The organism is Streptomyces sp. NPDC001868 (assembly GCF_040297125.1).
In the GTDB taxonomy this organism is placed as follows: Bacteria; Actinomycetota; Actinomycetes; order Streptomycetales; family Streptomycetaceae; genus Streptomyces.
This window is the reverse complement of sequence record NZ_JBEOYO010000033.1, coordinates 77,996-102,018: the sequence shown is the minus strand read 5'-3', so window position 1 is coordinate 102,018 and position 24,023 is coordinate 77,996. Positions and strand designations below refer to the sequence as shown.

The following is a 24,023-nucleotide window of genomic DNA, read 5'->3' as shown; positions in this document are numbered from 1 at the left end:
GCGGGCACCCCTGGGTGCCCGCGCCGCTCACTCGTATGTGTGCTCGTACGTGTGTTGTGCCGCTGTGTGCTGCGCGCCGGTGCCTACACGTACGACAAGAGGCGGCGCGGCGCGTCGACGAAGCGGCTCACCATGACCACCGGCAACGGCGGCTGCGCGGTGTCCCGCTCCCGCTCCAGCGTCAGCCCGTAGTAGATCTGCTCGATCGACGGCGGCCCGACCGACAGGTTGCGCCAGACCGCTCCGGAGGCGTCCTCCTGCCCGGTCCGTACGAGATAGGCCGCGGCCATCGTCCCCGTACGCCCGACGCCGGCGCCGCAGTGCACGAACACCGGACCGGAGCTCTCGGACACGACGTCGAGCAGGCGCTGCACCTGATCCGGCGTCGGCGTCTGCCCGTCACGCATCGGCACCCGTACGACATCCAGGCCGGCCTCGCTCGGCAGGGCGAGCTGCGCGGCGCTCAGGTCCTCGGCGCGCAGATCGACGACCGTGGTGAAACCGAGGTCGGCGAGCGACCGGTAGCCGGTGGGGGAGGGCACCGCGCCGCGCCACAGCTCGCCGTCCGTGCCGACGGGCTGGAAGTTGTGGATGCCGCGCACCGAGCGGATCCCCTCGGGCGCCGAGATCGTCTCACGCGCCACGTACGACATCGCCAGGATGCCGAGCGAGCCCGTGGCCCACAGCGCGAGGCACGCGAGCAGCACTCCGGTCAGGACACGCACCAGCCTTCGGCGGAGTGAGCGGGGCCGCGCGGGGGCGGTGGGGAGTGGACCGGGGCGTACGGGCGGAGGTGTGACGATGACAGACATGAATGACCCGGAGGTTGGGGACGGGGGTCTGTTCGCATCGTAGCCCGCACGACGTAAGAGCCCTGTCTGGTGTGTCCCACCTCACGGCTTTGCAGTCGATATGCGACTGTCTATCTCTTTTGCTCCGTTGACCTTCGGGGCGCCGGACGGCCTTCGGGGGCTGGGTTTTTACTCCTCGTCCGCGTCACCGATGCCCACCACCGTGAGGTGGGCCCGGTCCACGTCCGCGTCCTCCAGACAGCCGCGCAGCCGCAGACGGTCGTGGTCGGTGAGGGCGGGGCGGACGACCCCGGCGAACAGACCGTCGCCGAGCTCGCCGAGCGTGGTCCGCCGCAGCGGCACCGACGTGGAGTTCCGGCAGCGCTCCCACGCCTGGGACGCGGCCATCGACTGCCGCTCGGCCGTCATGGACACGCCGCGCATGTCCACCCGCATCACCACCGAAGTCGCCTCGGACCCGTTCCGCTCCTCCTTCCTGGTCTGGGTGAGGTCGGCGAGCCCGACGACCAGCGGGACCAGCAGGGCGGCGCCGACGCCCATGGTGACCAGCCGGGCCGCCCGGCCCCGGCCACCGCCGCCGAGCGGGGCCGCGTCCTCCAGATCCGTGTCCGGCGCCGGATCGGGCGCGGTCAGCACGGCCAACCGCCCCGCGAGACTCCGCTCCGCCGTCGGCCGCGCCGTGACCGAAGCGACCCGCTGCACCACCCACGCGATCCCCGACAACACCACACCGGTGACCATCAGCACGGGCACGAAGACATACGTACGGCTCGCCGGATCCTCCTCCAGCCAACGGAACCGGTCGCCCCGCTCGGTCGACCGCGACTGCCGCAGCCGGGCGAGCGCGTCCTGCTGCCGCCGTTCGCTCTCCCGGATCCGCTCCTCGATCCGCGCGAGCCGCCCCAGCAGCACGATCCCCAGCAACAGCACCCCGACGATCAGCAGCAGCACCCCGCTGAGGATGGCCCGCTGCCACTGCCACCGGTAGAGATAGACGACGAAATAGACGCCCGCGCCGACCGCCGCCGCGCCCCCGAAGAGATAGGCGAGGCGCCTCATCACGAACTCCCGGACCGTGACCGCACGTTGCCGGAGGTACCGTCCACCGTCAGCTCGCTCCCCTGCGGGAAACGGCGCACCGCGTCCTCGACCCCGACCACCGTGGGTACCCCGAACTCCCGGGCCAGCACCGCGAGATGGGACAACGGGCTGCCCGTCTGCGCCACCAGCCCCGCGAGGTGGGGCAGCAGCGGCGCGAACGCCGGATCGAGGGTGCGCACCACCAGCACGGCGTCCGGCGGCCTCGTCCCGTCGCCGCCCCACACCGTGCCGACGCCCCGGCCGCCGGACACGCCCCGGCCTCCGTCACCGGACCGCTCGGCGGTGCGCTCGGCCACGACCACACCGCCGTCCGCGAGCCGGAACCTGTCCGGGAGCGGCGCGGACGCGGCCCGGGGCAGCCGCTCCTCGAAGTCGGGCGGCAGCGGCCCCGCCTCCAGCGCGGTCACGAACTCCTTCCACCGCAACAGTCCTGCCCGCCGGGCCTCACCCAGCACACCCCGCACCAGCAGCCTGCGCGCCGCGTCCCGCACCAGCCTGACCTGCAACTCCTGCACCCACCGGATACGCAGCCGCAGGGCCTCGCGGGGCGGGAGGGGGCCGGGGGAGAGGGGGGAGAGGGGGACGGTGTGCTGGTGGGGGGTGGGGGGTGTCGTGGGGGTGTGGGGGGGTTCGGGAGTGGGGGGTTCGGGAGCGGCGAGGGTGGGGGAGGCGGTTGCGGGGGGTGAGGTGGGTGAGGGGGACGAGGTGGGTGGGGCGATTGAGGTGGTTGAGGCGGCCGCTGTCGAACCGTTCCGGTGCGTGGGCGTGGGCGTGGGCGTGGGCGTGGGCGTGGGCGTGGTGCCGGGGCCGGGGCCGGGGCCGGGTTCGGGTTCAGGCGGCGGCAGCCGCAGGTCGCCCCACAGGCTGGGGGCCGTCAGGGCGAGGACCACGGGTTCGGCGGCCACCACCCGGTGGTCCGGCAGGTTCCCGTCGCGGTACCTCGTCTCCGTGAGCGTGGCGAGTGCGGTGCTCGCGGCCGTGACCCGGGGCTCCGGGAGGAAGGCGCCCGCGAGGGCCTCCTGCGCGTGCAGCGAGACCAGGGTGGCGCGCGTCCAGCGGAGGGTCGAGATCAGCTCGGCGGTCGGCAGCTCGGCGGCCGACGGTGTCTCGGCCAGCCGCCGGTCCACGTCGGCCACCAGGTCCGTCGCCAGACCCGGCAACGTCGACGTCAGCCGCCCCACCCGCCACGCCGCCCCCAGCCGCCGGGCACCCGGCGCGGGGTTGAGCCACGCGAGCCGGGGGTGCCTCGGCGGAACGGCGCCCAGCAGCCGCAGATCCGCCGCGGCCCGGCCACCGACCACCGTGACGACCGGCGCCGTCCGCAGGTGCCGGCGCGGCGCGCTGCCGCCGATGTCCAGCGCGAAGGCGAGGCCCTGGGCCATCGGCGCCACCCACAGATCCTCCTCCAGCGGCTCCAACTGCCCCGGCAGCGTCTCCGCCACCGGCCCGGGACCGAGCAGCCGGGCGCCACGCGACGGCCGCGCCGCCATCGCCGTGATCGGCCGGCTCTGGAACAGCCACAGCCGCCCGGCCTCGTCGAAACCGAACTCGATGTCCTGCGGCCCGCCGAAGACCCGGGCGGCCCGCCGCGCGAGACGCGCGAGACGACGCAGCTCGGGGGCGGTGAGCAACGGCTCGGGAACAGACGGAGACAGCCACCGAGCCCCGGATGACTCCGCCGACCTCGCCGACCTCACCGACTCCCGCGGGTCGGCTGGGTCAGCAGGGTCCGCCGGATCCGCCGGATCCGTCGGATCCGCCGGGCCAGCCGATTTGGTCAGGCCTCCCGGCTCCGTCGACCCGCTCAGGTCTCGCGGCTCCGCTGACTCGGCCAGGCCTTCCTGCTCCGCCGCCCCGCCCAGATCTCCCAGCTCCGCCGGCTCCGTCCGCAGCAGTCGCCCCCACCTGCTCAACAGGTAGGTCGTCCCGGGCCGCTCACCGCTGACCAGCGTGTCGGGCCCACCCCGCACCGCGCTGACCAGCATCCGATCCGTCCGCCCGGACACGGGATCCGCTCCGAACAGCACACCCCCGACCCGGGCCCTGAGCATGGGCTGGACGAGCACCGCCATGGGCGCGCTGTCACCGTCGGGCCGCCGCGCCGAGCCGAGCACCGTGCGTACCGCCGCGCCGAACTCCTCCCACCCCCGCACATCGAGCACCGATTCGAACCGTCCCGCCAGCGAGGACTCCTCCGTGTCCTCCTGAGGAGAGGAGGACCGTACGACGAGGGGGCGCGCACCGTGCCGGGACAGCTCGTCCCAGGCGCGCGCGAGGGTGGAGGTCTCACCCACGCGCTCCCCGCCGTGCATGTCGCGCGGGCGGTGCGGGATCACGAAGCCGGGCAGCACGGGCAGCCCCGCCCGGGCGGCTCGCGCGAGATGGGCCGCCTTGGAACCGGCGACCGGGGAGAGCGAGGCTGTCGGCTGGTTCAGGGGGACGACGCGAGAACCGAGCGTGCCGTCACCCCGGGGCGGAGCCCCGCAGTGCGCGCCGTCTCCGTGTTCTCCGTGACGTTCGTCGAGCGTCGTCATCGAGCACCCTCCAGGACCGACCGCCAACAGGGGGGACGCGAGGGAGGGGCCCTACGCCTGACGACGGAACGAAGGATGGGGGCGGATCGCCGCCAGACCGTGCGTGCCTACGGCGGCAGCGGCGACGTACCTCCTGACCTCAATGGTCCCACCACCCCCGATTTCCTGTCGACCGCGAGCCATCCGACCCCACCCGAGCCACCCGTCCACCCGAGCCCCCGGCCCCACCCGAGCCCCGGACTACCTGAGCCCCCGGGCCCCCGGGCCCCCCGAGCCCCCGCGCCACCCGGTCCCACCCGAGGCCTCCGGTTCGCTGCCACGGCTGCCCCACCCCCGTACGGCCGCTCACCCGGGCGGCAGCACCCCGCACAGCGCCTCCACCGCCGCCCCGTACGCGTGCTCCGGGGGCGTCGCGTACCCCACGACGAGCCCGTCCGGCGCGTCCCCTGTCGCCTCGGGGTGCCGGAAATCCGCCAGCCCGTCGAGCGCGACACCCCGCCAGGCCGCCGCCTTCACCGCCGACCGCTCGGTCCCGGGCGGCAACCGCAGCACCGCGTGCAGCCCGGCCGCGATCCCGGTCACCTCGATGTGCGGGGCATGCGCCGCGAGGGCCGCGACCAGCCGGTCCCGCCGTGCCCGGTACCGCTGCCGCATACGCCGTACGTGACGGTCGTACGCCCCGGAGACGACGAAGTCCGCGAGCGCCAGCTGCTCCGGCACGCTCGCCCACGCCTCCCGCTCGCCCTTCGCCTCCAGCACGGCGTCGACGTACCGCTCCGGGAGCACCATCCACCCCAGCCGCAGCGCCGGCGACAGACTCTTGCTGACCGATCCGATGTGTACGACCCGCTCGGGATCCAGCCCCTGCACGGCCCCGACGGGCTTGCGGTCGTAGCGGAACTCCCCGTCGTAGTCGTCCTCCAGAATCAGCCCGCCACGCGCGCGTGCCCAGTCCACGACGGCGGCCCGCCGCACGGGATGCAGCGGCCCGCCGGTGGGGAACTGATGCGCGGGCGTGAGCAGCACGCCCCGCTCCCGGCCCAGCCCGTCCACCAGCGCGCCGTCCTCGTCGAGCGGCAACGGAACCGTCCGTACGGAGGCCGCAGCCAGCAGCTCACGATGGAAACCCAGACCGTACGACTCCACGGCCAGCGGCCCCCGCAGCACCCGGCCGTGGAACAGCAGCCGCAGCGCGTGCGCGAAACCGGAACAGACCACGATCCGCGACGGCTCGGTCCGCACACCACGCGCGCGTGCCAGATACTCGGCGAGCGCCTCCCGCAGCTCGACCCGGCCCGCCGGATCACCCGGCCCGAACGCCTCCCTGGGCGCCCGCGTCAACGCCCTGCGGTACGACGCCGCCCACGCCGTCCGCGGGAACGCCGACGCGTCCGGCGTGCCCTGCCGCAGATCGTGCCGCGGCCCACGCGCGCGTGGAGGTGCCTTCCGGGGTACGCGCGCGGGGGCGCCCAACGGTTCGGCCCGCTCGGCGACCCGTGTACCCGACCCCTGCCGGGCCGTCAGCCAGCCCTCGGCGACCAGCTCCGCGTAGGCGTCGGCGACCGTGTTGCGCGCGATGCCCAGGTCCGCGGCGAGCGAGCGGTACGGCGGCAACCGGGTCCCGGGAGCGAGCCGACCACCACGCACCGCCTCCCGCAACGCCCGGATCAACGCCGCCCGCCGCCCACCCCCACCCGACAGTTCGAGATGCAGATCGGCCCCGATCCGCTCCGCCGAATTGACCCACGAATCCACCATGGAAATGCACCCTACGACAGGTCTTTCCACCCCATAGATTCATAGCCATGACGACGAACACGACGAACACGACGAACACGACGAACACGACGGACGCGACGACCACCCCGGCCCCCGCAGCCACAGCCGCTGCCGCAGCCGCCGCCCCGCGCCTCGACTTCGCGAAGTCCGCCCGGACCGCCTTCCGTGCCCTCATCGGCTTCGACGCGGCGGCCCGCGAGGGCCTCGACCCGACCCTGGTCGAACTGATCCAGATCCGCGCCTCCCACCTCAACCACTGCGCCTACTGCCTCCACATGCACACCAACGACGCCCGCAAGGCCGGTGAGAGCGAGGACCGGCTCCACATGATCCCGGTCTGGCGCGAGGCCCGGCACTTCTTCACCGCCCGCGAACAGGCGGCCCTCGCCCTCACCGAAGCGGTCACCCTCGTCGCCGACGGCGGTGTCCCCGACGACGTCTACGCCGAAGCCGCCACCCACTTCGACGACACCGAACTGGCCCACGTCCTCGCCCTGATCTTCACGATCAACACGTGGAACCGCATCGCCCTGTCCACCGGCAAGCAGGCAGGCACGGACACCCGCTGAGACGACGCGCCCACCACGCGCTCACGCCCCCCCCCACGCCGTCACGCGGGCTGGCGGGCAGGCGGGCGCGTGGTCACGCCGTCATGGGCCGGTCGTACGGCCCGATCGGTGCCGGCAACCGCTCCGCGCCGGTCAGCCGGCGGTCGACCGCGGCGGCCACCGCCCGCCCCTCGGCGATCGCCCACACGATGAGGGACGCCCCACGGGCGGCGTCCCCGGCGGCGTACACACCGGGCACGGCGGTCGAGAAGTCCGGCCCCCGTGTGAAGGTGCCGCGCGGATCGAGCGCCAGCCCGAGCTGCTCGACGAGCCCGTCGTGGCGGTCCGGCCCGGAGAACCCGAGGGCGAGCAGGACGAGATCGGCGGGCAGCGTCCGCCCCGTACCGGGCCGGGGCTGCCGCCGCCCGTCCACCTCGACCAGGTGCAACGCCCGTACGTGCCCCGCCTCGTCCCCGGTGAAGCGGAGCGTGGACGCCGCGAAGAGCCGCGCGTCCGCGTCCGCCGCCGGCGCCGACCGAAGATCGCGCGCCTCTTCGTGCGCCCCCGAGAGCCGGTAGACCTTCGGGTACGTCGGCCACGGATCGACATCCTCGTCGCGCTCCGCCTCCGGCAGCGGATAGATGTCCAACTGCGTCACGGACGCGGCCCCTTCCCGTACCGCCGTCCCCAGACAGTCCGCCCCCGTGTCACCACCCCCGACGATCACCACATGCTTCCCGGCCGCCGACAGCGGCGACACCTCCAGATCCCCCTCGCACACCCGGTCGGCCAGCGGCAGATACTCCATCGCCTGATGGATCCCGTCCAACTCCCGCCCCGGCACCTCCAGTTCACGCCAGGCCGTGGCCCCCGTGGCGATCACCACCGCGTCGTACCGCGCCCGCAGCTCGGCCGCGCCGATGTCCCTCCCCACCGCGGTCGACGTACGGAACTTCGTGCCCTCCGCCCGCATCTGCTCCAACCGCCGGTCAAGATGCCGCCGCTCCATCTTGAACGCCGGTATCCCGTACCGCAGCAACCCCCCGATCCGGTCGGCCCGTTCGTACACGGCGACCGTGTGCCCGGCCCGCGTCAACTGCTGCGCCGCCGCCAGCCCGGTGGGCCCCGAACCGACGACGGCGACCGTCCTCCCGGACAGCCGGTCCGGCGGACGCGGCGGTGTGAAACCGTCCTCCCAGGCCCGGTCGGCGATGGCCACCTCCACGTTCTTGATGGTCACCGCGGGCTGATTGATCGCCAGCACACACCCCGCCTCGCACGGCGCGGGACACAACCGCCCAGTGAACTCGGGGAAGTTGTTCGTGGCGTGCAACCGGTCGCTCGCCGCCCGCCAGTCCTCCCGCGACACGAGATCGTTCCACTCGGGAATCAGATTCCCCAGCGGACAGGCGTCGTGGCAGAACGGGATACCGCAGTCCATACAACGGTCGGCCTGCTTGCTGATGATCGGCAGAAGCGCCCCCGGGACATACACCTCGTCCCAGTCCCGCACCCGCTCCTCCACGGGCCGACGGGGCCACTCCTCGCGTGGGGTGGTCAGAAAACCCTTGGGATCGGCCATGGCCGTCTCCCTCACGTATGGCGTACGCGTACAGGCACGGGCACGGCCGTGCACCGGCGAACTCGGATCGGGCGTGGTGGCGTGGGGCGTGCGACGCGGGGCGCGAAGCCGCAGCTGTGCGCCCTCGGGCAGCACCCTCCTCACGCCACGATACGACGCGCCCGCCGCCTCCGCCTCAGGCGAGCGCCAGCAGATACGCGAGGGCCGCGGCGACCGAGGCGACCGTCCGCACGTGGTTCCACGCCGTCCACCGGCTCACGTACTCACGCCAGTACGCCGCGGCCTCCGCCGTGCCCGCGTCCAGCTTGGCGAGCGTCTCGTTGCGCGGCACGTTCGCCATCATCGTGACCCCGAAACAGCCGAACAGATACAGCGCGCTGCCCAACAGCAGCTCCACCCTGCCCTCGTCCGGCCACAACACGAACGTCACGACGGCCAGCACGGCACACAGCACCGCCGTACCCACGAAGACCAGCATGAACGCCGGCGTCAACGCGCTCACATTGATCGCCTGCATCGCCGCCACACCCTGCGCCGGCGGCAACGACGCCAGCCCCTTCATCACGAACGTCGAGAACCCGCAGAACACACCCGCCACGACCGCCGTCCCGAGCAGGCCCAGCACCGTCAGCACGAAGTACGGCCCATCGATCATGTCCGCTCCCACCTCGATCCCCCGAACCCAAAGATCCTGCCCCCCACCCACCATCACCACAAGTGAACATCCGTACGACCACAGTCACCATGGCCGAGATGCGCACCTCCATACGCGAACGTCCAAGACCGCTGCGACGACCGACGACTGGTGCCACGAGGGGGCTCCCCCTCCCCCTCCCCTCCCCTCCCCGCCCCTTCACCCCACCCCCCGCCGCCACTCCCGCAGCGTCGTCTCCACCACCCCCGCGATCCGGCGTCTCGCCTCGTGGCGGGGTACGCCGGTCATCAGCAGTTGGTCGTACGGTGTGTTCACATGCCGTACGGAGGCGATGACCGCCGAGGTCACCGCGACCTGCGTCAGGGCGCGGCCCGCCGCGCTGCGGCCGACGCGGCCGCTGCCGCGCAACGACGCGTGGGTGGCGATCTCCCGGGCCCGCTCGACCGGGCACGCGGGGAACAGCCGTCGTATCTCCGCGGCGAACGCGTCCGTGAAGCGCACGTCCTCCGCCTCCCGTCGCCGCGCGTCCCGCAGCCGGCGGCGGCGTCGCGCCTCCGCGTCCGCCAGGCATCGCTCCTCGGCGCGGGCGAGCGCCGCGTCCTCGACCAGGACGCCCTGCCGTTCGTACCGGCTCCGGCGCCGGTTGAACCGTACGACCACGGCCGACAGCGCACTCTCCTCCCGGGCTCGCCGCGTGAGCGCGGTGTCGCCCCGGGGCAGGAACACCAGGTGCCCGAGGTCCGCGCAGTCGAGGCAGCGCGGTGCTCCCTCCTCCAAGACCAGCAGCGCCACCGGACCGCTCCGGCACTCGGCGCAGTGCTTCTTCCTGAGCGCCTGCACGACGACAGGTCCGGTACGGGGCGGGGGAGTGGTGGGCGCTGCCATACGCGGTTCATTCCCCCTGGTGGCCCCATGGTCACGTGGTCTCCGGGCCACCCTCCCGACCGGCTCGGGCCTCGGTCGCCGCGCGCGGCATCATGGGCCGTGTGCGATTCGAAGCGATCACCTGGGAACGGCTCGGCGACCTCCTCGCCGACCGTCTCCTCGACCTGAAGCCGGACGACGGCTCGCCCTGGCCGCGCGTCGCCTTCGACGGTGCCCCGGCCGCCCGCCCGGGCGACCTCGCCACCCGGGTGTCGGAGGCGCTCCGCATACGCGGCCGGTCCTCGCTCGTCGTGGGCACCGAGGGGTTCCTCCGGCCCGCGTCGCTCCGGTTCGAGTACGGCCACGAGGACGTGGAGGCGTACTACGACGGCTGGTTCGACACGGCGGCGCTGTGGCGCGAGGTCTTCGGCCCGCTCGACCCCGGCGGCACGGGCCGCGTCCTGCCCGACCTGTGGGACCCCACCACCGACCGCGCGACCCGCAGCCCCTACGTCTCCCTCCCGCCCGGCGCGATCCTGCTGACGCACGGCCCCCTCCTCCTGAAGCACTGGTTCCCCTTCGATCTCACCGTCCATGTCCTTCTCTCCCCGGGCGCCCTGCGCCGCCGCACCCCTGAGGACGAGCACTGGACCCTCCCCGCCTTCGAGCGCTACGGGACCGAGACGGACCCGGCCGCCACCGCCGACGTCCTGGTGCGCGCCGACGACCCTCGGCACCCGGCCTGGAACGGCTGACGGGCGGGCGGCCCCGGGAATCCCCGACCACCCCATGCCGAGAAGTTCGCCGGCCCCTTCTCCTCGACTGCCGTCCCGCCGTCCCGCCGTCCCGCCGTCCCGCCGCCCCGCCGACCGCCGACCGCGGACCGCCGACCGCCGACGGCTGGCTGCCGACCGCCAGCTGCCGGAAGGTGCGCTCCACCGCCTGAGCCGGCGCCGCACCGCCGTCCGGCGTGGAGGGGCGCCTCCCTCCGAGTGCGCTTCCCCTCGGTCGCGGCAAGAATGTAGGGCGCCGGGACTAGCGGTGCGTCCTGCGCCGCGCCGGCCGTCCGGCACCGGGAGGTACTACATGACCACCGCCGGAGACATCATGCATCGCGGCGCCCAGTGGATCCCCGCCCACGAGACCCTCGACCGCGCCGCCCAGCTGATGCGCCAGCTGAACGTCGGAGCACTCCCCATCAGCGACCAGAACGAACGGCTCTGCGGCATCCTCACCGACCGCGACATCGTCGTCGGCTGTGTCGCCCTGGGCCACGACCCGTCGTCGATCACGGCGGGCGAGCTGGCCAAGGGCACACCCCGCTGGATCGACGCGAACGCCGACATCGGCGAGGTGCTGGAGGAGATGAAGGGGCACCAGATCCGCCGGCTCCCGGTGATCGAGAACAAGCGTCTCGTCGGCATGATCAGCGAAGCCGACCTGGCCCACCATCTCTCGGACGACCAGATCGCCTCCTGGGTCGAGAGCGTCTACGCGAAGACCGCGACGGGCTGACCCGGCCGATCCCCTCCCCGCTCACCGTTCCCCGCTCCCTGCTTCGGGAGTCACAGCCACCCGTTGCGCTTGAAGCCCCGGTAGAGGGTGACGCAGGCGGTGGCTATGACTCCCAGAACCAGTGGGTAGCCGAATTTCCAGTGCAGCTCGGGCATGTGCTCGAAGTTCATTCCGTAGACCCCGCACACCATCGTCGGCACGGCGATCAGTGCCGCCCATGCCGTGATCTTCCGCATGTCCTCGTTCTGCGCGACGCTGACCTGCGCGAGGTGCGCCTGCAGGATCGAGTTCAGCAGTTCGTCGAACGCGGCGATCTGCTCGGTCGCCCGCAGCAGGTGGTCGGAGACGTCCCGGAAGTAGGCCTGTATCTCCGGGTCGACCACCCGGATCGGTCGTGAGGTCAGTTCCAGCAGGGGGCGGGCGAGCGGGGCCACCGCCCGCTTCAGTTCGAGCAGTTCGCGCTTGAGCTGGTAGATGCGCCCCGGATCCACGCGCGAGCCGTTCGCGGCGAACACATCGGACTCGACCTGGTCGATGTCCGTCTGGACCGAGTCCGTGACGTTCAGATAGTCGTCGACCACGTGGTCCGCGATCGCGTGCAGCACCGCGGCCGGTCCCTTGGCCAACTGCTCCGGGTTGGCCTCCAGTTCCTCGCGCAGCGGACCGAGCGAGCCGTGCCGCCCGTGCCGAACGGTGATCACGAAGTCGGTGCCGACGAAGACCATGATCTCGCCGGTGTGCACCACCTCGCTGGTCGCGGTCAGTTCGGTGTGCTCGACGTAGCAGACCGTCTTGAACACCGCGAACAGTGTGTCGCCGTAGCGCTCCAGCTTCGGGCGCTGGTGGGCCTCGACCGCGTCCTCGACCGCCAGCGGGTGCAGGTCGAAGAGCTCGGCGATGCCGGCGAACTCCCGCTGCGTCGGCTCGTGCAGCCCCAGCCAGACGAAGCCGTGGTCGTGCCTGCGGACCTGCTTGACGGCCTCGACGACATCGCGGCCGCCGGGGGAGCGGACGCCCTTGTGGTACGTCACGCAGTTCACCACCGCGGTGCCCAGCGGGGAGCGGGCCGGATGACTGAGGTCGACGCGGGGGCGCCGTCGGGCCAGCCGTGCCATCCTGCGCAGGCCGCCGACCTTGTCGAGGCCGGTGACCTTCCGCAGATTCCCTGCCATGGACATCTGGATCTCCTTGCGTGGATCTCCTCGCACCGCACTTTCGTGCCTTGTCGCGCCAGTTTGCCAGGGCCGAATGAGTGCCGGGTAAGGCTGTGGGAACGGAACGCTCCGCTTCACTTGTAGACGTTCCAGTCGGTCGCGCCGTTCCGATCCGGCTGATCGATCCGGTCACCGCCGGGGCGACCTCGTGGACTGCGGGAGAGTCGCTATTAGTGATAAGTCGGCCAAATGGGATGATCTCGGCATGATGCGAATCGACGGGTATCTCCTCGACCACCGGCAGGCCGAGACGGGGCAGAGCCCCGACGCCTTCGCCACGCTCTTCGACCCCACGACGTTCCGGCACATGGAGAGCTTCGGCCTGGGTTCCGGCTGGCGCTGCTGGGAGGTCGGCGCGGGCGGCACCTCCGTGGTCTCCTGGCTGGCCAAGAAGGTCGGGCCGACCGGCAAGGTCATGGCGACCGACACCGACATCTCCTGGGCCGTCCCCTCGGTCACCCGCCCCCCGGTCGAGGCCCTCGTCCACCACGTGGGCGTCGACCAGCCGCCGGGGGACGGCTTCGACCTCGTCCATGCCCGGCTCGTCCTGGCTGATGTGCCGGACCGCGAGGCGGCGCTGCTGTCGATGATCGACGCGCTGCGTCCCGGCGGCCGCCTCCTGATCGAGGACGCCGATCCCGCCCTCCAACCCCTGGCCTGCCCTGAGGAGTCCGACCCCGAGCACCAGCTGGCCAACCGGCTCCGCGAGGCCGTCCGCGCACTGCTCGCCGCACACGGAACCGACCCGGCGTACGGCCGCCGACTCCCGCGCCTGCTGCGCGCGGCGGGGCTGCGCGGTGTGGAGGCCGACGCGTACTTCCCCGTCGCCTCACCCGCCTGTGCCGCCCTGGAAGCGACGACCTTCGGCCGCCTCCGCGAAGCGCTCGTCACGGCGAACCTCGCCACCCAGGAGGACATCGACCGGCATCTGGCGAACGTGGCCTCCGGCGCGATGGACATCGCGGCCCCACCACTGATCTCGGCATGGGGGCGGAAGCCGTAGCGGCAAGCTCGGCCGTCTCGGCCGTCGACGCGACACCCCACGGTGCGATACGACACAGAGCGGACGCTGAGCCGCCCGCCCCACGGCCGCGCCACAGGCCCGCGCAGTCGACCCGGCGCCCCCGCACGGCTGACGCCGCAGCCCGGCACGACTCCCGCCCCAGACCGCAGCCGCCCCCAGACCGCAGCCGCCCCTCGGACCGCGGCTGGCCGCAGACCGCAGCCGACCCCAGGCCAGGGCTCACCACGGGCCGCACGCGGATCGTGGCCGGCCACCGGTCACCGACCTCAGCCGGCCGTCGGCGGCCTTCCGCCCACCTCCTCCACCGCACGTGCCCCCGCCCCGCACCCCTCCACCGCCGCCCCCTCGACGTCCGCGCCCGCGAGCAGCGCGGCCAGGAAAGCGCCGGTGAAGGCGTCGCCCGCGCCGGTGGTGTCGCGGGGCACGGCGGGGGCCGCCGGAATCCGCGACTCGACGACGCCCCCGCGGGCGACCAGCGCACCGTCGGCACCCTGCTTGGCCACGACCAGCGGAACGAGACGGCTCAACTTGGCCGCCGCGTCCGCCGGATCGGGCAACCCGGTCAGCAGGCACGCCTCGTCACGGCTGGGCAGCAGCACGTCGATTCCCTCGACGAGCGCGAGGAAACGGTCCACCCCCAGCCGTGTGAGGAACCCCGCCGACGCGGGGTCGACGCTCACCGGCACCCCACGCGCGCGTGCCGACTCCAGGGCCACCGAGACCAGCGCGCGGCTCGGCTCCGAGAAGAACAGATAGCCCGACAGATGCAGCCGCGCGACCCCGTCGAGCAGCGACGGCGCCCAGTCGTCGGGGCCCAGCCGCAGCGCGGCGCCGCTGTCGGTGAGGAACGTGCGTTCGGCCGCGTCGTCCGTGTCCACCAGACAGATCACCGTCCCCGTGGCCGCGTCCGGATCGACGACCAGGTGGGGCCGTACCCCCGAAGCCCGCAGCTCCCGTTCGTGCCACGCGGCCCCGTCCGTGCCCACGCGCCCGAGCAGCCGTACGTCCGCGCAGCCCCGATGGGCCGCCCAGCAGGCCACGTTGGCACCCGCCCCGCCCGGCAGTGTCCGGATCGCGGAGGCCGTGTCGGTGCCCGCCGCGAGCGGCCCGTGGTGCCGGGCGACGACATCCGTGACGACGTCCCCCACGACGAGCAGCGCCCCGCTCATGTCACGCCCCGGCCCAGGCCGCCGCGATCCGTGCCGCGAGCCGTACGTTGCCGCGCACCGCCGCCAGGTTGGCGCTCAGGGAGGCGCCGTCGGTGTGCCGCACCAGATAGCTCAGCAGGAACGGTGTGACCGCCTGTCCCGTGATGCCCTCCGCCTCGCAGGCCCGCAGTGCCTCGGCGAGCACGCGCGCGTGCAGTTCGGGATCGAGTTGCTCCTCCCGCGGTACGGGGTTGGCGACGATCAGCGCCGACTCCGGGCCGTCGAGGGCGTCCTGCGCCCGCATGACGTCCGCGACCTCGCCCGGCGACCCGAGCGTCCACTCCACCGGATGACCGGAGTCGGACAGATAGAAGCCGGGGAAGCGTTCCGTGCCGTACCCGGCGACCGCGACCCCCAGTGTCTCCAGACGCTGCAGGGTGGCCGGCACGTCCAGGATCGACTTCACGCCCGCGCACACCACCGTGATCCGGGTGCGTGCGAGAAGCCCCAGGTCGGCGGATTCGTCCTGGGTCACCGTCCACTCCCGGTGGACGCCCCCGAGCCCGCCCGTCGCGAACACCCGCACGCCTGCCAGGGCCGCCAGCTGGGCGGTCGCCGAGACGGTGGTCGCGCCGCTCACCCCCGAAGCCACCGCGAGCGGCAGGTCCCGATGGCCGAGCTTGCGGATGCCGTCCTCGTTCGCGACCCGCTCCAACTGCTCCTTGTCGAGGCCGATGTGGGGTCGCCCGTCGAGCACGGCGATCGTCGCGGGTACGGCGCCCTCCTGCCGTACGACCTCCTCCAGCTCCAGCGCCACCCGCAGATTGCTCGGGCGGGGAAGCCCGTGCGCGATGATCGTGGACTCCAGCGCCACCACGGGTTGACGCGCGTCGACCGCTTCCCGTACTTCCTCGGACACCACCAGCACGCGCATGCCTCCTGTCTGTCGTTCTTCCCTCATCCCTGGCGGACGGCGCGCCCGGCCAAACCCTCGCGGGTTGTGGTGCGGGACACCAGCCTGAGGCGCATGAAGGACAACACGACACGTCTCGACCATGTCGTCCTCCGGGTGCGGGAGCCGATCGCCGCAGCCGACTTCTACGAGCAGGCCGTGGGCCTGGAGTCGGTCCGGGACCCGGACGGCAACGTGTTCGAGGCGTGGCACCGCGTGTAGCCGACGGCGGTTTTCGGCCGGCCTCCGTGGGCCGGAACGACGCCCGATGACCGATTCGCGCCCCTGCGCGCGCCTCTCGTCACCTCCCGCACAAAGGCCACGCACGGGCGGACAAAGCCCACCCATGGCCGCCTCAGAACAAGGGCTCGGGAAGGACACCTTCCAGGGCCAGCAGCTTCCGCTTGGTCTCCAGCCCGCCGCCGAACCCGCCGATGCCGCCGTCGCTCTCGACCACCCGGTGGCACGGCACGACCACAGGGAGCGGGTTCGACCCCATCGCGACGCCGACCGCCTGGGCCGCGCCCGGCTGTCCCACGCGCCGCGCGAGGTCGCCGTAGCCCACGACCGAGCCGTAGGGGACGCCGGACGCCAGCTCGCGCAGCACCTGGCGGTTGAACCCGGATATCAGCGACCAGTCCAGCGGCAGCTCGAAGTCGTGCCGCTCGCCCGCGAAGTACGCCTGGAACTGACGTATGGCCTCGGCCAGCTGCGGCGCCCCCGGGGCCTCCACGGGGGTGGTGCCGAGGCGGGAGGCGAGCCGGTCGAGTGTTCTGTCGCGCACCGTGTCCGTGGCGTGGAACACGACGTTCACCAGGCCGTCGTCCGTCGCGGCCAGCAGCAGCGGGCCGATGTCCGTGCCGACGACGGCCCACACGACCTGCAGCTCGTCCTGCGCATGGCTGTTCATGGAAGACACCGTACGGGCCGCCACTGACAACGACCCCGGCGTGCGCTCCGCCCCGGAACGCACGCCACCGACCTCGACCCGGCCTCGCCCCGACCGGACCGACGTCAGCCCTGCGTGGCCTCTCTGACCACGTCCGGCTTGTTGGTGATGATGCCGTCCACGCCGTAGTCCGCCACCCGGCGGGCGTTGGCCGCGTCGTTCACGGTCCAGGTCAGGATCTCCAACGGCTTGCCGTGCGGACCCTCCAGTGCGTGGATCGTGGCGACGTAGGTCCCGGAGATGGTCGTGTACGAGGAGTTGATCTGGTCGCTGAACGTCGCGTACTCGGGCAGGTCGGCGATGTCCGGGGTGCCGAGGAGGCCGGTCTTCACCGCCGGCCGCAGCTCGTGGACCCGCCGCACGGTGTCGGCGCTGAAGCTCTGGATCACCAGCTTGTCGAGGTGCGCCGGTCCGAGCCAGCCCTCGTTGCCCAGCACCTTCAGGGTCTGTTGCTCGATGCCCGGATAGAGCTGGGGGTTCTTGATCTCCAGGACGAGCTTCTGGTGGTTGCGTGACACCCGCCCCATGTACTGCTCCAGCGTCGGCACGCGCGCGCCCGCGTAGGCGTCGCCGAACCAGCTGCCCGCGTCCAGGCGTGCGATCTCCGCGGCGGTGAAGTCCGCGACGTTCCAGGGAGCGCGCTCCGGATAGAGCTCCTCGACGTTGGTCGTCCGGGCCAGCGTCGCGTCATGGAGGACGACGAGCCTGCCGTCCCTGGTGCGCTGGACGTCGTTCTCGACCCAGTCGAAGCCCAGCTCATGGGCCTTGTCGACGGCGGCCAGGGTGTTCTCGGGCGCGTAGGCGGAAGCTCCGCGATGCGCGACGACCAGCGGATTGTCGGCGTCGGCGGCCGCGTGGGCGGCGGAAGTGGGGAGCAGGAGGACGGCGGCCCCCAAGAACGCTGTGGTCGCGGCGGCAACGGCGCGCACGTGCATGCGTACTCCTCGCGTCGATCGATCACGGTCAGCTCAAGAGTGACAGCAGAGGGTCAACGGCAGGAGGGTGCAGGATGACCACGAATTGAATGGAGTTGCCCAAGTCCGCTCACCGGCACCGCACAAGTGGGGCAAGGGCGTGTTTCTTTGCCGGAAAATCGTTCGACCATTCCGGTGGGGGTCATACTCTCTGCGACAACCCTGACCGTTGTGGCGGTCCCGGGGCTGGGGGCATGGCAGGGAATCCAGGGACGCGACAGGGCGGGAAAGGCAGCCGCGAATGCAGGGCACGGTCGACGGCTTCAGCTACGGACTCGTCACACCGGTGGTGGCCTATCTCATGGCCTGCCTCGGTGGTGCGCTCGGCCTGCGCTGCACCACCAGGTCGATGCTGGTCGACGGTCGCTGGCGAATCGGCTGGCTCGCGCTCGGCTCGGCGGCCATCGGCTCCGGCATCTGGACCATGCACTTCGTCGCGATGATGGGGTTCAAGGTCCAGCAGACCCCGGTCCACTACGACCCGCTGACCACGTTCGCGAGCCTCGCCGTCGCCGTCGTCATGGTCGGCATCGGGATCTTCATGGTCGCCTCCAAGGGGGCCACCGGGGCCGCCCTCTTCACCGGCGGCACCATCACCGGCCTCGGCATCGCCTCCATGCACTACCTCGGCATGGCCGGAATGCGCCTCAACGGCACGCTCGGGTACAACACCCTCACCGTGGCCGCCTCGGTCGTCATCGCGGTGGTCGCCGCGATCGCCGCCCTGTGGGCCGCCGGACAGGTCCGCGGCTTCCTGTGGAGCGTCGGTGCCAGCCTCGTCATGGGGATCGCCGTCAGCGGCATGCACTACACGGGCATGGCCGCCCTCGACGTCCATCTGCACAGCGCCACCGCCCCCGCCCTGGCCGACGGCTCCTCGTCCGCCGCCCTGCTCGCCCCGCTGATGATCGGTCCGCTGGTCTTCCTGCTCCTCGCGGGCGTCGTCGTCATGTTCGACCCGTTCATGATCATGGGCAGGTTCCACGGGAACCCGGTCGAGCGGCGCCCCGGCATCCCGGCCCAGCCCACCGCGCACACCTGCCGGCACTCGGAGTCCCGCACCGGCCGGGAGCACCGCGAGCGGACCTTCCGCACCCCGCAGAACCGCTGACCGGAGCCCGTTGTCAGTGCGGGGTCGTACGGTGGTTCCATGCGGCCCGTTTCCAAGATCGAACGCACGGTGGCGCCTCTCGAGGTCGTCAGCCCCTACCAGCCGAGCGGCGACCAGCCCACGGCCATCGCCGAGCTCGCCCAGCGCATCGGGGCAGGTGAGAAGGATGTCGTCCTGCTGGGCGCGACCGGCACCGGCAAGTCCGCCACCACCGCGTGGATGATCGAGAAGCTCCAGCGCCCCACCCTGGTGATGGCGCCCAACAAGACGCTGGCCGCCCAGCTGGCCAATGAGTTCCGCGAGCTGCTCCCGAACAACGCGGTCGAATACTTCGTCTCGTACTACGACTACTACCAGCCCGAGGCCTACGTCCCGCAGTCGGACACCTACATCGAGAAGGACTCCTCGATCAACGAGGAGGTCGAACGCCTGCGCCACTCCGCGACGAACTCCCTGCTCACCCGCCGCGACGTCGTCGTGGTCGCCTCGGTCTCCTGTATCTACGGCCTCGGTACGCCCCAGGAGTACGTGGACCGCATGGTCCCCCTCAAGGTCGGTGCGGAGTTCGACCGGGACGAACTGCTGCGCCGCTTCGTGGACATCCAGTACACGCGCAACGACCTGGCGTTCACCCGCGGCACCTTCCGCGTCCGCGGCGACACCATCGAGATCTTCCCGGTCTACGAGGAACTCGCCGTCCGCATCGAGATGTTCGGCGACGAGATCGAGGCCCTCTCCACCCTCCACCCGCTCACCGGCGAGATCATCAGCGACGACCAGCAGCTGTACGTCTTCCCCGCCACCCACTACGTCGCCGGCCCCGAGCGCCTGGAGCGCGCCGCCAACGACATCGAGAAGGAGCTGGGGGAGCGTCTGTCGGAGCTGGAGAAGCAGGGCAAGCTCCTGGAGGCCCAGCGGCTGCGCATGCGCACGACGTACGACCTGGAGATGCTCCGCCAGATCGGCTCCTGCTCCGGCGTGGAGAACTACTCGATGCACTTCGACGGCCGCGAGCCCGGCTCCCCGCCGAACACCCTGCTCGACTACTTCCCGGACGACTTCCTCCTCGTCATCGACGAGTCCCACGTCACCGTGCCCCAGATCGGCGCGATGTACGAGGGCGACGCCTCCCGCAAGCGCACCCTCGTCGACCACGGCTTCCGGCTGCCCTCCGCCCTGGACAACCGCCCCCTGAAGTGGGAGGAGTTCCAGGAGCGCGTCGGCCAGACGGTCTATCTCTCGGCGACGCCCGGGCAGTACGAGCTGTCCCGCTCCGACGGCCATGTCGAGCAGATCATCCGCCCCACCGGCCTGGTCGACCCCGAGGTCGTCGTCAAGCCCACCGAGGGCCAGATCGACGACCTGGTGCACGAGATCCGCCGGCGCACCGAGAAGGACGAGCGCGTCCTCGTCACCACCCTCACCAAGAAGATGGCCGAGGACCTCACCGACTACTTCCTGGAACTCGGCATCCAGGTCCGCTACCTCCACAGCGACGTCGACACCCTGCGCCGCGTCGAACTGCTGCGCGAGCTGCGGGCCGGTGAGTACGACGTCCTGGTCGGCATCAACCTCCTGAGGGAGGGCCTCGACCTCCCGGAGGTCTCCCTGGTGGCGATCCTCGACGCCGACAAGGAGGGCTTCCTGCGCTCCGGGACCTCGCTGATCCAGACCATCGGCCGCGCGGCGCGCAATGTGTCGGGTCAGGTCCATATGTACGCCGACAGGATCACCCCGGCGATGGAGAAGGCCATCGACGAGACCAACCGGCGCCGGGAGAAGCAGGTCGCCTACAACAAGGCGAAGGGCATCGACCCCCAGCCGCTGCGCAAGAAGATCAACGACATCGTCGCGCGGATCGCCCGCGAGGACGTCGACACCGAGCAGCTGCTCGGCACGGGTTACCGCCATGGGAAGGACGGCCAGGGCGCCAAGGCCCCCGTCCCCTCCCTCGGCGGCAAGGCGGCCAAGTCCGCCAAGGGCAAGGGCAAAGGCCAGGAGACCGTCCCGACCGACCGTCCCGCGGCCGACCTCGCCCAGCAGATCGAGGAGATGACGGCGCGCATGCGCGCGGCCGCCGCCGACCTGCAGTTCGAGATCGCCGCACGGCTGCGTGACGAGGTCTCCGAGATGAAGAAGGAGCTGCGGCAGATGAGGGAGGCGGGCCTGGCCTGACGGCCGACGGGTGCCGGGGGAGGGGGCGCGCCCCCGGCACAGGCGCGCTGTGTTGCAAGACCGACACAAAGTGCGACACCGGCTGCGGCAATGTCGGTGCCGCTGCGTAAGGTGCTGCACATCCGCGGACTCCGCGGAAACAGGGGACAGTTCGAGAGGGGAATCAGCGCGTGACCGTCAACATGACCAAGGGTCAGGCCATCAGTCTGCAGAAGAACGACGGAGGCAGCCTGACCGCGGTACGCATGGGTCTCGGCTGGCAGGCTGCCCCTCGGCGCGGCCTGTTCGGATCCCGCACCCGTGAGATCGACCTCGACGCCTCCGCTGTGCTCTTCGCGGACAAGCAGCCCGTCGACGTCGTCTTCTTCCGCCACCTGGTGAGCGACGACGGCTCCGTCCGCCACACCGGCGACAACCTGGTCGGCGGCGTCGGCCAGGGCGGCGACGACGAGGCGATCCTCGTCGACCTGGCCCGGATCCCGGTCCACATCGACCAGATCGTCTTCACCGTGAACTCCTTCACGGGCCAGACCTTCCAGGAGGTGCAGAACGCGTTCTGCCGTCTGGTCGACGAGACCAACGGCCAGGAGCTCGCGCGCTACACCCTCGCCGGCGGCGGCCAGTACACGGCCCAGATCATGGCCAAGGTGCACCGCGCGGGCACGGGCTGGCAGATGACCGCCATCGGCACGCCCGCCAACGGCCGCACCTTCCAGGACCTCATGCCGGCGATCCTGCCGGTCCTGTAGGCAAGCACGACGCACCACGCAGCACGCGACACAGGGGGACGAAGTCGATGACGGCCGAGCTGGTCCGGGGGCAGAACCATCCACTGCCCGAGGTCCGACTGGAGATCCGCGTCTCGGCCGGCACGCCGATCGTGGCCGGGGCCACCCTCGGCGACGAGCGTGGCCGGGTGCACGGCGTGGAGTGGGTCGCCCACCCGGGCGCGCCCACCCTGCCGGGCGTCGAGGTCTCCCAACAGGCGGCGGCCGACCACCGCCTCGCCGTGGACCTCGACGCCCTGACGCCGTCCGTGCACCGGGTGACCGTGCTGCTCGCCCTGCCGTCCAGCGGCGGCCCGGCACGCTTCGGCGCCGTCGCCGCCCCCTTCGTCGCGGTTACCGGCCTCGACGGCACCGAGGTCGCCAGCTACACCATCACGGACCTCGAGGCGGAGTCGGCCGTCATCGCCCTGGAGCTGTACCGCAGACAGGGCGTCTGGAAGGTCCGCGCGGTCGGCCAGGGATACGCGGGCGGCCTCGCCGAACTGTTCACCGACCAAGGTCTGCCGCAGGCCCAGCAACTCGCCGGCGGCATCCACGAGGCCGTGGCCCAGGGCCTCGCCCGCTCCGTGGCCGCGCCCCCGCCCCGTCTGCCGGACGAGGACCGCCCCCGCCGGACGGCCGCCCCCGCACAGGGCCCCGACCAGACCCACGGCGGCACCACACCCGAGGGCCTGTCCGGGACCACCGCGCCGCAGCAGGGACACCAGCCCACCTCCCCCTACGGCACCACACCCCCGTACGGCTCCCCGCACGACGCGACACGGCCCGACCACGCGTCGCCGCAGCACGGCGGCCCCACGCCGGCCGACCCGTCCGCCGGCGCCCAGCCCGCCGCGTCCACCACCGGCGGCCCCGTCAACTACAGCCACCCCGGCCGCCAGACCACCGCGCCGCCCCCGCCCCCGCCGACCGCGCCCCCTGCCCGGCCGGGAGAGCCCGCGCGGCCCGTCGCCGGAGACGCGACCGGCTGGTCCATGGAGGAGCGGCTCTACAACCAGGTGTGGGGCATGTTCGAGGACCTCGCCCGCACCGTCGCCGCGTACCGCAGCGCCGTCGACTTCGCCGAGTCGCGCATGGAACAGGAGCTGGACAAGGTCCTGTCCGACCCGCGCAGCCGCATCGGCGGCCAGGGCGACGCCGCGCGTGAGGCGGCCCGCGCCAAGCACGCCCAGCTCGTCGACCAGGCCAGGACCGCCCTCGACCGCGACCTCGCCCAGCTCCGGGACGAGGCCGACGTCGTCGAGCCCGCCCTGCCGACGGCGTACGCGAGCTGGGACAGCCCGGTCTGGCACGGCTACCGGGTGCCGATGGAGATCCCGATGGCCCTGCGCCTGGGCGACCTCCGTCTGCCGGAGAGCGAGGGCGTGCGCATCCCGATGCTGGTCCGGCTGCCGCTGGAGCGAGGCCTGTGGATCGACAGCGGCCGCTCCGGCTCCCGCGACTCGTTCACCGACTCGGACGAGCTGCGCCGCCTGGCCCTGGACACGGCGGTGGCGCTCGCCGCGCGCCTGCTCGCGGTCTACCCGCCCGGCGAGTTCACCGTGCACGTGATCGACGCGGCCGGGGCCGGCTCGTCCGCGCTGGCGCCGCTGGTGGGGTCCGGTGTGCTCGCCGGGCCGCCCGCCGCCGGAGCCGCGGGCGTCTCGGAGGTCCTGGGACGGCTGACCCAGCGGGTCGACCTCGTGCAGATGGCGGTGCGCGGCGGCGCTGCGGACGCGCTGCCCCCCGGCTTCGACACGGCCGAGCAACTGCTGATCGTCAACGACTTCCCGCACGGCTTCGACGACCGCGCCGTCACCCAGCTCCGCTATCTCGCGGACGAGGGCCCGGCCGTCGGCGTCCACCTGATGATGGTCGCCGACCGGCAGGAAGCCGCCGCCTACGGGCCGTTGCTCGACCCGCTGTGGCGTTCGCTGATGCGACTCACCCCCACCCCCGACGACCACCTCGCCGACCCCTGGGTCGGGCACGCGTGGACGTACGAGCCGTCGAGCCTCCCGCCCGGCAGCCGGGTCATGCACGACGTGCTCGCCCGGGTCGCGGACGCCCGACGCTCCTGGAACCGGTGACGACCCACCTCGTACCAAGCACTCGTAAAGCCGCCTGACCTGCTGTTTTGATGCTTTCTTTGCCTGCCCCTTTACCTACTCTTGGTGATTGGGTACTCTTTTCGTGCGGAGGGGAGTACTCCCTACTTGCTGCGGCGTACCCGTCAATACGGATCAATCCTGATCCCGGGGCGTCGGCCCGGCGGCACCAGGCGTTGTGGAACGCCTTGGAGGACCGGGTGGAAGAGAC

Annotated in this window: 20 protein-coding genes and 1 pseudogene; 9 read left to right on the top strand and 12 right to left on the bottom strand. The window is 72.2% G+C overall.

Annotated elements, in window-relative coordinates; all coding sequences use genetic code 11:
• Window positions 1-83: 83 nt before the first annotated feature.
• The 4 genes from ABT147_RS31165 to pdxR form a co-directional block, all read right to left on the bottom strand.
• Window positions 84-725 carry a protein-tyrosine phosphatase family protein gene (locus ABT147_RS31165; RefSeq protein ID WP_351412314.1) on the bottom strand — a complete coding sequence of 214 codons (642 nt, stop codon included), beginning with the start codon at window positions 723-725 and terminating at the stop codon, window positions 84-86.
• A 255-nt stretch (window positions 726-980) separates the two neighbouring features.
• On the bottom strand, window positions 981-1,871 hold the full coding sequence (locus ABT147_RS31160) for a hypothetical protein (RefSeq protein WP_351412312.1): 891 nt from the start codon (window positions 1,869-1,871) through the stop codon (window positions 981-983).
• A complete protein-coding gene (locus ABT147_RS31155) occupies window positions 1,871-4,447 on the bottom strand; it encodes a PEP/pyruvate-binding domain-containing protein (protein ID WP_351412310.1) in 2,577 nt (858 codons plus the stop codon). Before ABT147_RS31155 ends, ABT147_RS31160 begins: the two co-directional genes overlap by 1 nt.
• A 345-nt stretch (window positions 4,448-4,792) precedes the next feature.
• A complete protein-coding gene (pdxR, locus tag ABT147_RS31150) occupies window positions 4,793-6,205 on the bottom strand; it encodes a MocR-like pyridoxine biosynthesis transcription factor PdxR (protein WP_351412308.1) in 1,413 nt (470 codons plus the stop codon).
• 47 nt (window positions 6,206-6,252) lie between these two features.
• Here pdxR and ABT147_RS31145 point away from each other — a divergent pair, with 47 nt between their 5' ends.
• A complete protein-coding gene (locus tag ABT147_RS31145) occupies window positions 6,253-6,795 on the top strand; it encodes a carboxymuconolactone decarboxylase family protein (RefSeq protein WP_351412306.1) in 543 nt (180 codons plus the stop codon).
• Between the two features lie 73 nt (window positions 6,796-6,868).
• On the opposite strand, the gene ABT147_RS31140 is transcribed toward ABT147_RS31145, so the two are convergent.
• The 3 genes from ABT147_RS31140 to ABT147_RS31130 form a co-directional block, all read right to left on the bottom strand.
• Window positions 6,869-8,356: a glutamate synthase subunit beta gene (locus ABT147_RS31140; RefSeq protein WP_351412304.1), complete on the bottom strand. Its 1,488-nt coding sequence runs from the start codon at window positions 8,354-8,356 to the stop codon at window positions 6,869-6,871.
• 175 nt (window positions 8,357-8,531) lie between these two features.
• A complete protein-coding gene (locus tag ABT147_RS31135) occupies window positions 8,532-9,011 on the bottom strand; it encodes an anthrone oxygenase family protein (protein WP_351412302.1) in 480 nt (159 codons plus the stop codon).
• 198 nt (window positions 9,012-9,209) lie between these two features.
• The gene (locus ABT147_RS31130; protein WP_351412300.1) at window positions 9,210-9,896 is read right to left on the bottom strand and encodes a DUF2293 domain-containing protein; all 687 of its coding nucleotides are present in this window, start codon (window positions 9,894-9,896) and stop codon (window positions 9,210-9,212) included.
• A 92-nt stretch (window positions 9,897-9,988) separates the two neighbouring features.
• Between ABT147_RS31130 and ABT147_RS31125 the strand changes: the two genes are divergently transcribed.
• Both ABT147_RS31125 and ABT147_RS31120 read left to right on the top strand, forming a co-directional pair.
• The gene (locus ABT147_RS31125; protein WP_351412298.1) at window positions 9,989-10,630 is read left to right on the top strand and encodes a nucleoside/nucleotide kinase family protein; all 642 of its coding nucleotides are present in this window, start codon (window positions 9,989-9,991) and stop codon (window positions 10,628-10,630) included.
• A gap of 331 nt (window positions 10,631-10,961) precedes the next feature.
• A complete protein-coding gene (locus tag ABT147_RS31120) occupies window positions 10,962-11,390 on the top strand; it encodes a CBS domain-containing protein (RefSeq protein ID WP_351412296.1) in 429 nt (142 codons plus the stop codon).
• Window positions 11,391-11,440: 50 nt separating this feature from the next.
• Here the strand turns inward: ABT147_RS31120 and corA are convergent, their stop codons facing one another.
• Complete coding sequence (gene corA / locus ABT147_RS31115) at window positions 11,441-12,568, bottom strand: magnesium/cobalt transporter CorA (protein ID WP_351412294.1); 1,128 nt, start codon at window positions 12,566-12,568, stop codon at window positions 11,441-11,443.
• A gap of 241 nt (window positions 12,569-12,809) precedes the next feature.
• Here corA and ABT147_RS31110 point away from each other — a divergent pair, with 241 nt between their 5' ends.
• Complete coding sequence (locus ABT147_RS31110; RefSeq protein ID WP_351412292.1) at window positions 12,810-13,607, top strand: methyltransferase domain-containing protein; 798 nt, start codon at window positions 12,810-12,812, stop codon at window positions 13,605-13,607.
• Between the two features lie 287 nt (window positions 13,608-13,894).
• Here ABT147_RS31110 and ABT147_RS31105 read toward each other — a convergent pair whose 3' ends face one another.
• Together ABT147_RS31105 and ABT147_RS31100 are read right to left on the bottom strand one after the other, a co-directional pair.
• The gene (locus ABT147_RS31105) at window positions 13,895-14,797 is read right to left on the bottom strand and encodes a carbohydrate kinase family protein (RefSeq protein WP_351412290.1); all 903 of its coding nucleotides are present in this window, start codon (window positions 14,795-14,797) and stop codon (window positions 13,895-13,897) included.
• Window position 14,798: 1 nt separating this feature from the next.
• The gene (locus ABT147_RS31100; RefSeq protein WP_351412288.1) at window positions 14,799-15,710 is read right to left on the bottom strand and encodes a pseudouridine-5'-phosphate glycosidase; all 912 of its coding nucleotides are present in this window, start codon (window positions 15,708-15,710) and stop codon (window positions 14,799-14,801) included.
• Window positions 15,711-15,803: 93 nt separating this feature from the next.
• On the opposite strand from ABT147_RS31100, the pseudogene ABT147_RS31095 reads away from it, so the two are divergent.
• Window positions 15,804-15,908: pseudogene (locus ABT147_RS31095) on the top strand (VOC family protein); the annotation flags it as partial.
• A 175-nt stretch (window positions 15,909-16,083) separates the two neighbouring features.
• Here the strand turns inward: ABT147_RS31095 and ABT147_RS31090 are convergent.
• Window positions 16,084-16,638 carry a methylated-DNA--[protein]-cysteine S-methyltransferase gene (locus tag ABT147_RS31090; protein WP_351412286.1) on the bottom strand — a complete coding sequence of 185 codons (555 nt, stop codon included), beginning with the start codon at window positions 16,636-16,638 and terminating at the stop codon, window positions 16,084-16,086.
• 104 nt (window positions 16,639-16,742) lie between these two features.
• Window positions 16,743-17,612, bottom strand: a complete 870-nt coding sequence (locus ABT147_RS31085; protein ID WP_351412283.1) for a glycerophosphodiester phosphodiesterase — start codon at window positions 17,610-17,612, stop codon at window positions 16,743-16,745.
• 280 nt (window positions 17,613-17,892) lie between these two features.
• On the opposite strand from ABT147_RS31085, the gene ABT147_RS31080 reads away from it, so the two are divergent.
• From ABT147_RS31080 to ABT147_RS31065, 4 genes are all read left to right on the top strand, one after another.
• The gene (locus ABT147_RS31080; RefSeq protein ID WP_351412281.1) at window positions 17,893-18,762 is read left to right on the top strand and encodes an MHYT domain-containing protein; all 870 of its coding nucleotides are present in this window, start codon (window positions 17,893-17,895) and stop codon (window positions 18,760-18,762) included.
• Between the two features lie 39 nt (window positions 18,763-18,801).
• On the top strand, window positions 18,802-20,937 hold the full coding sequence (gene uvrB / locus ABT147_RS31075; protein WP_351412279.1) for an excinuclease ABC subunit UvrB: 2,136 nt from the start codon (window positions 18,802-18,804) through the stop codon (window positions 20,935-20,937).
• 170 nt (window positions 20,938-21,107) lie between these two features.
• The gene (locus tag ABT147_RS31070; protein ID WP_351412277.1) at window positions 21,108-21,686 is read left to right on the top strand and encodes a TerD family protein; all 579 of its coding nucleotides are present in this window, start codon (window positions 21,108-21,110) and stop codon (window positions 21,684-21,686) included.
• Window positions 21,687-21,733: 47 nt separating this feature from the next.
• Window positions 21,734-23,794 (top strand): TerD family protein, encoded by a 2,061-nt coding sequence (locus tag ABT147_RS31065; protein WP_351412275.1) that lies wholly within the window; start codon window positions 21,734-21,736, stop codon window positions 23,792-23,794.
• Window positions 23,795-24,023 lie beyond the last annotated feature (229 nt).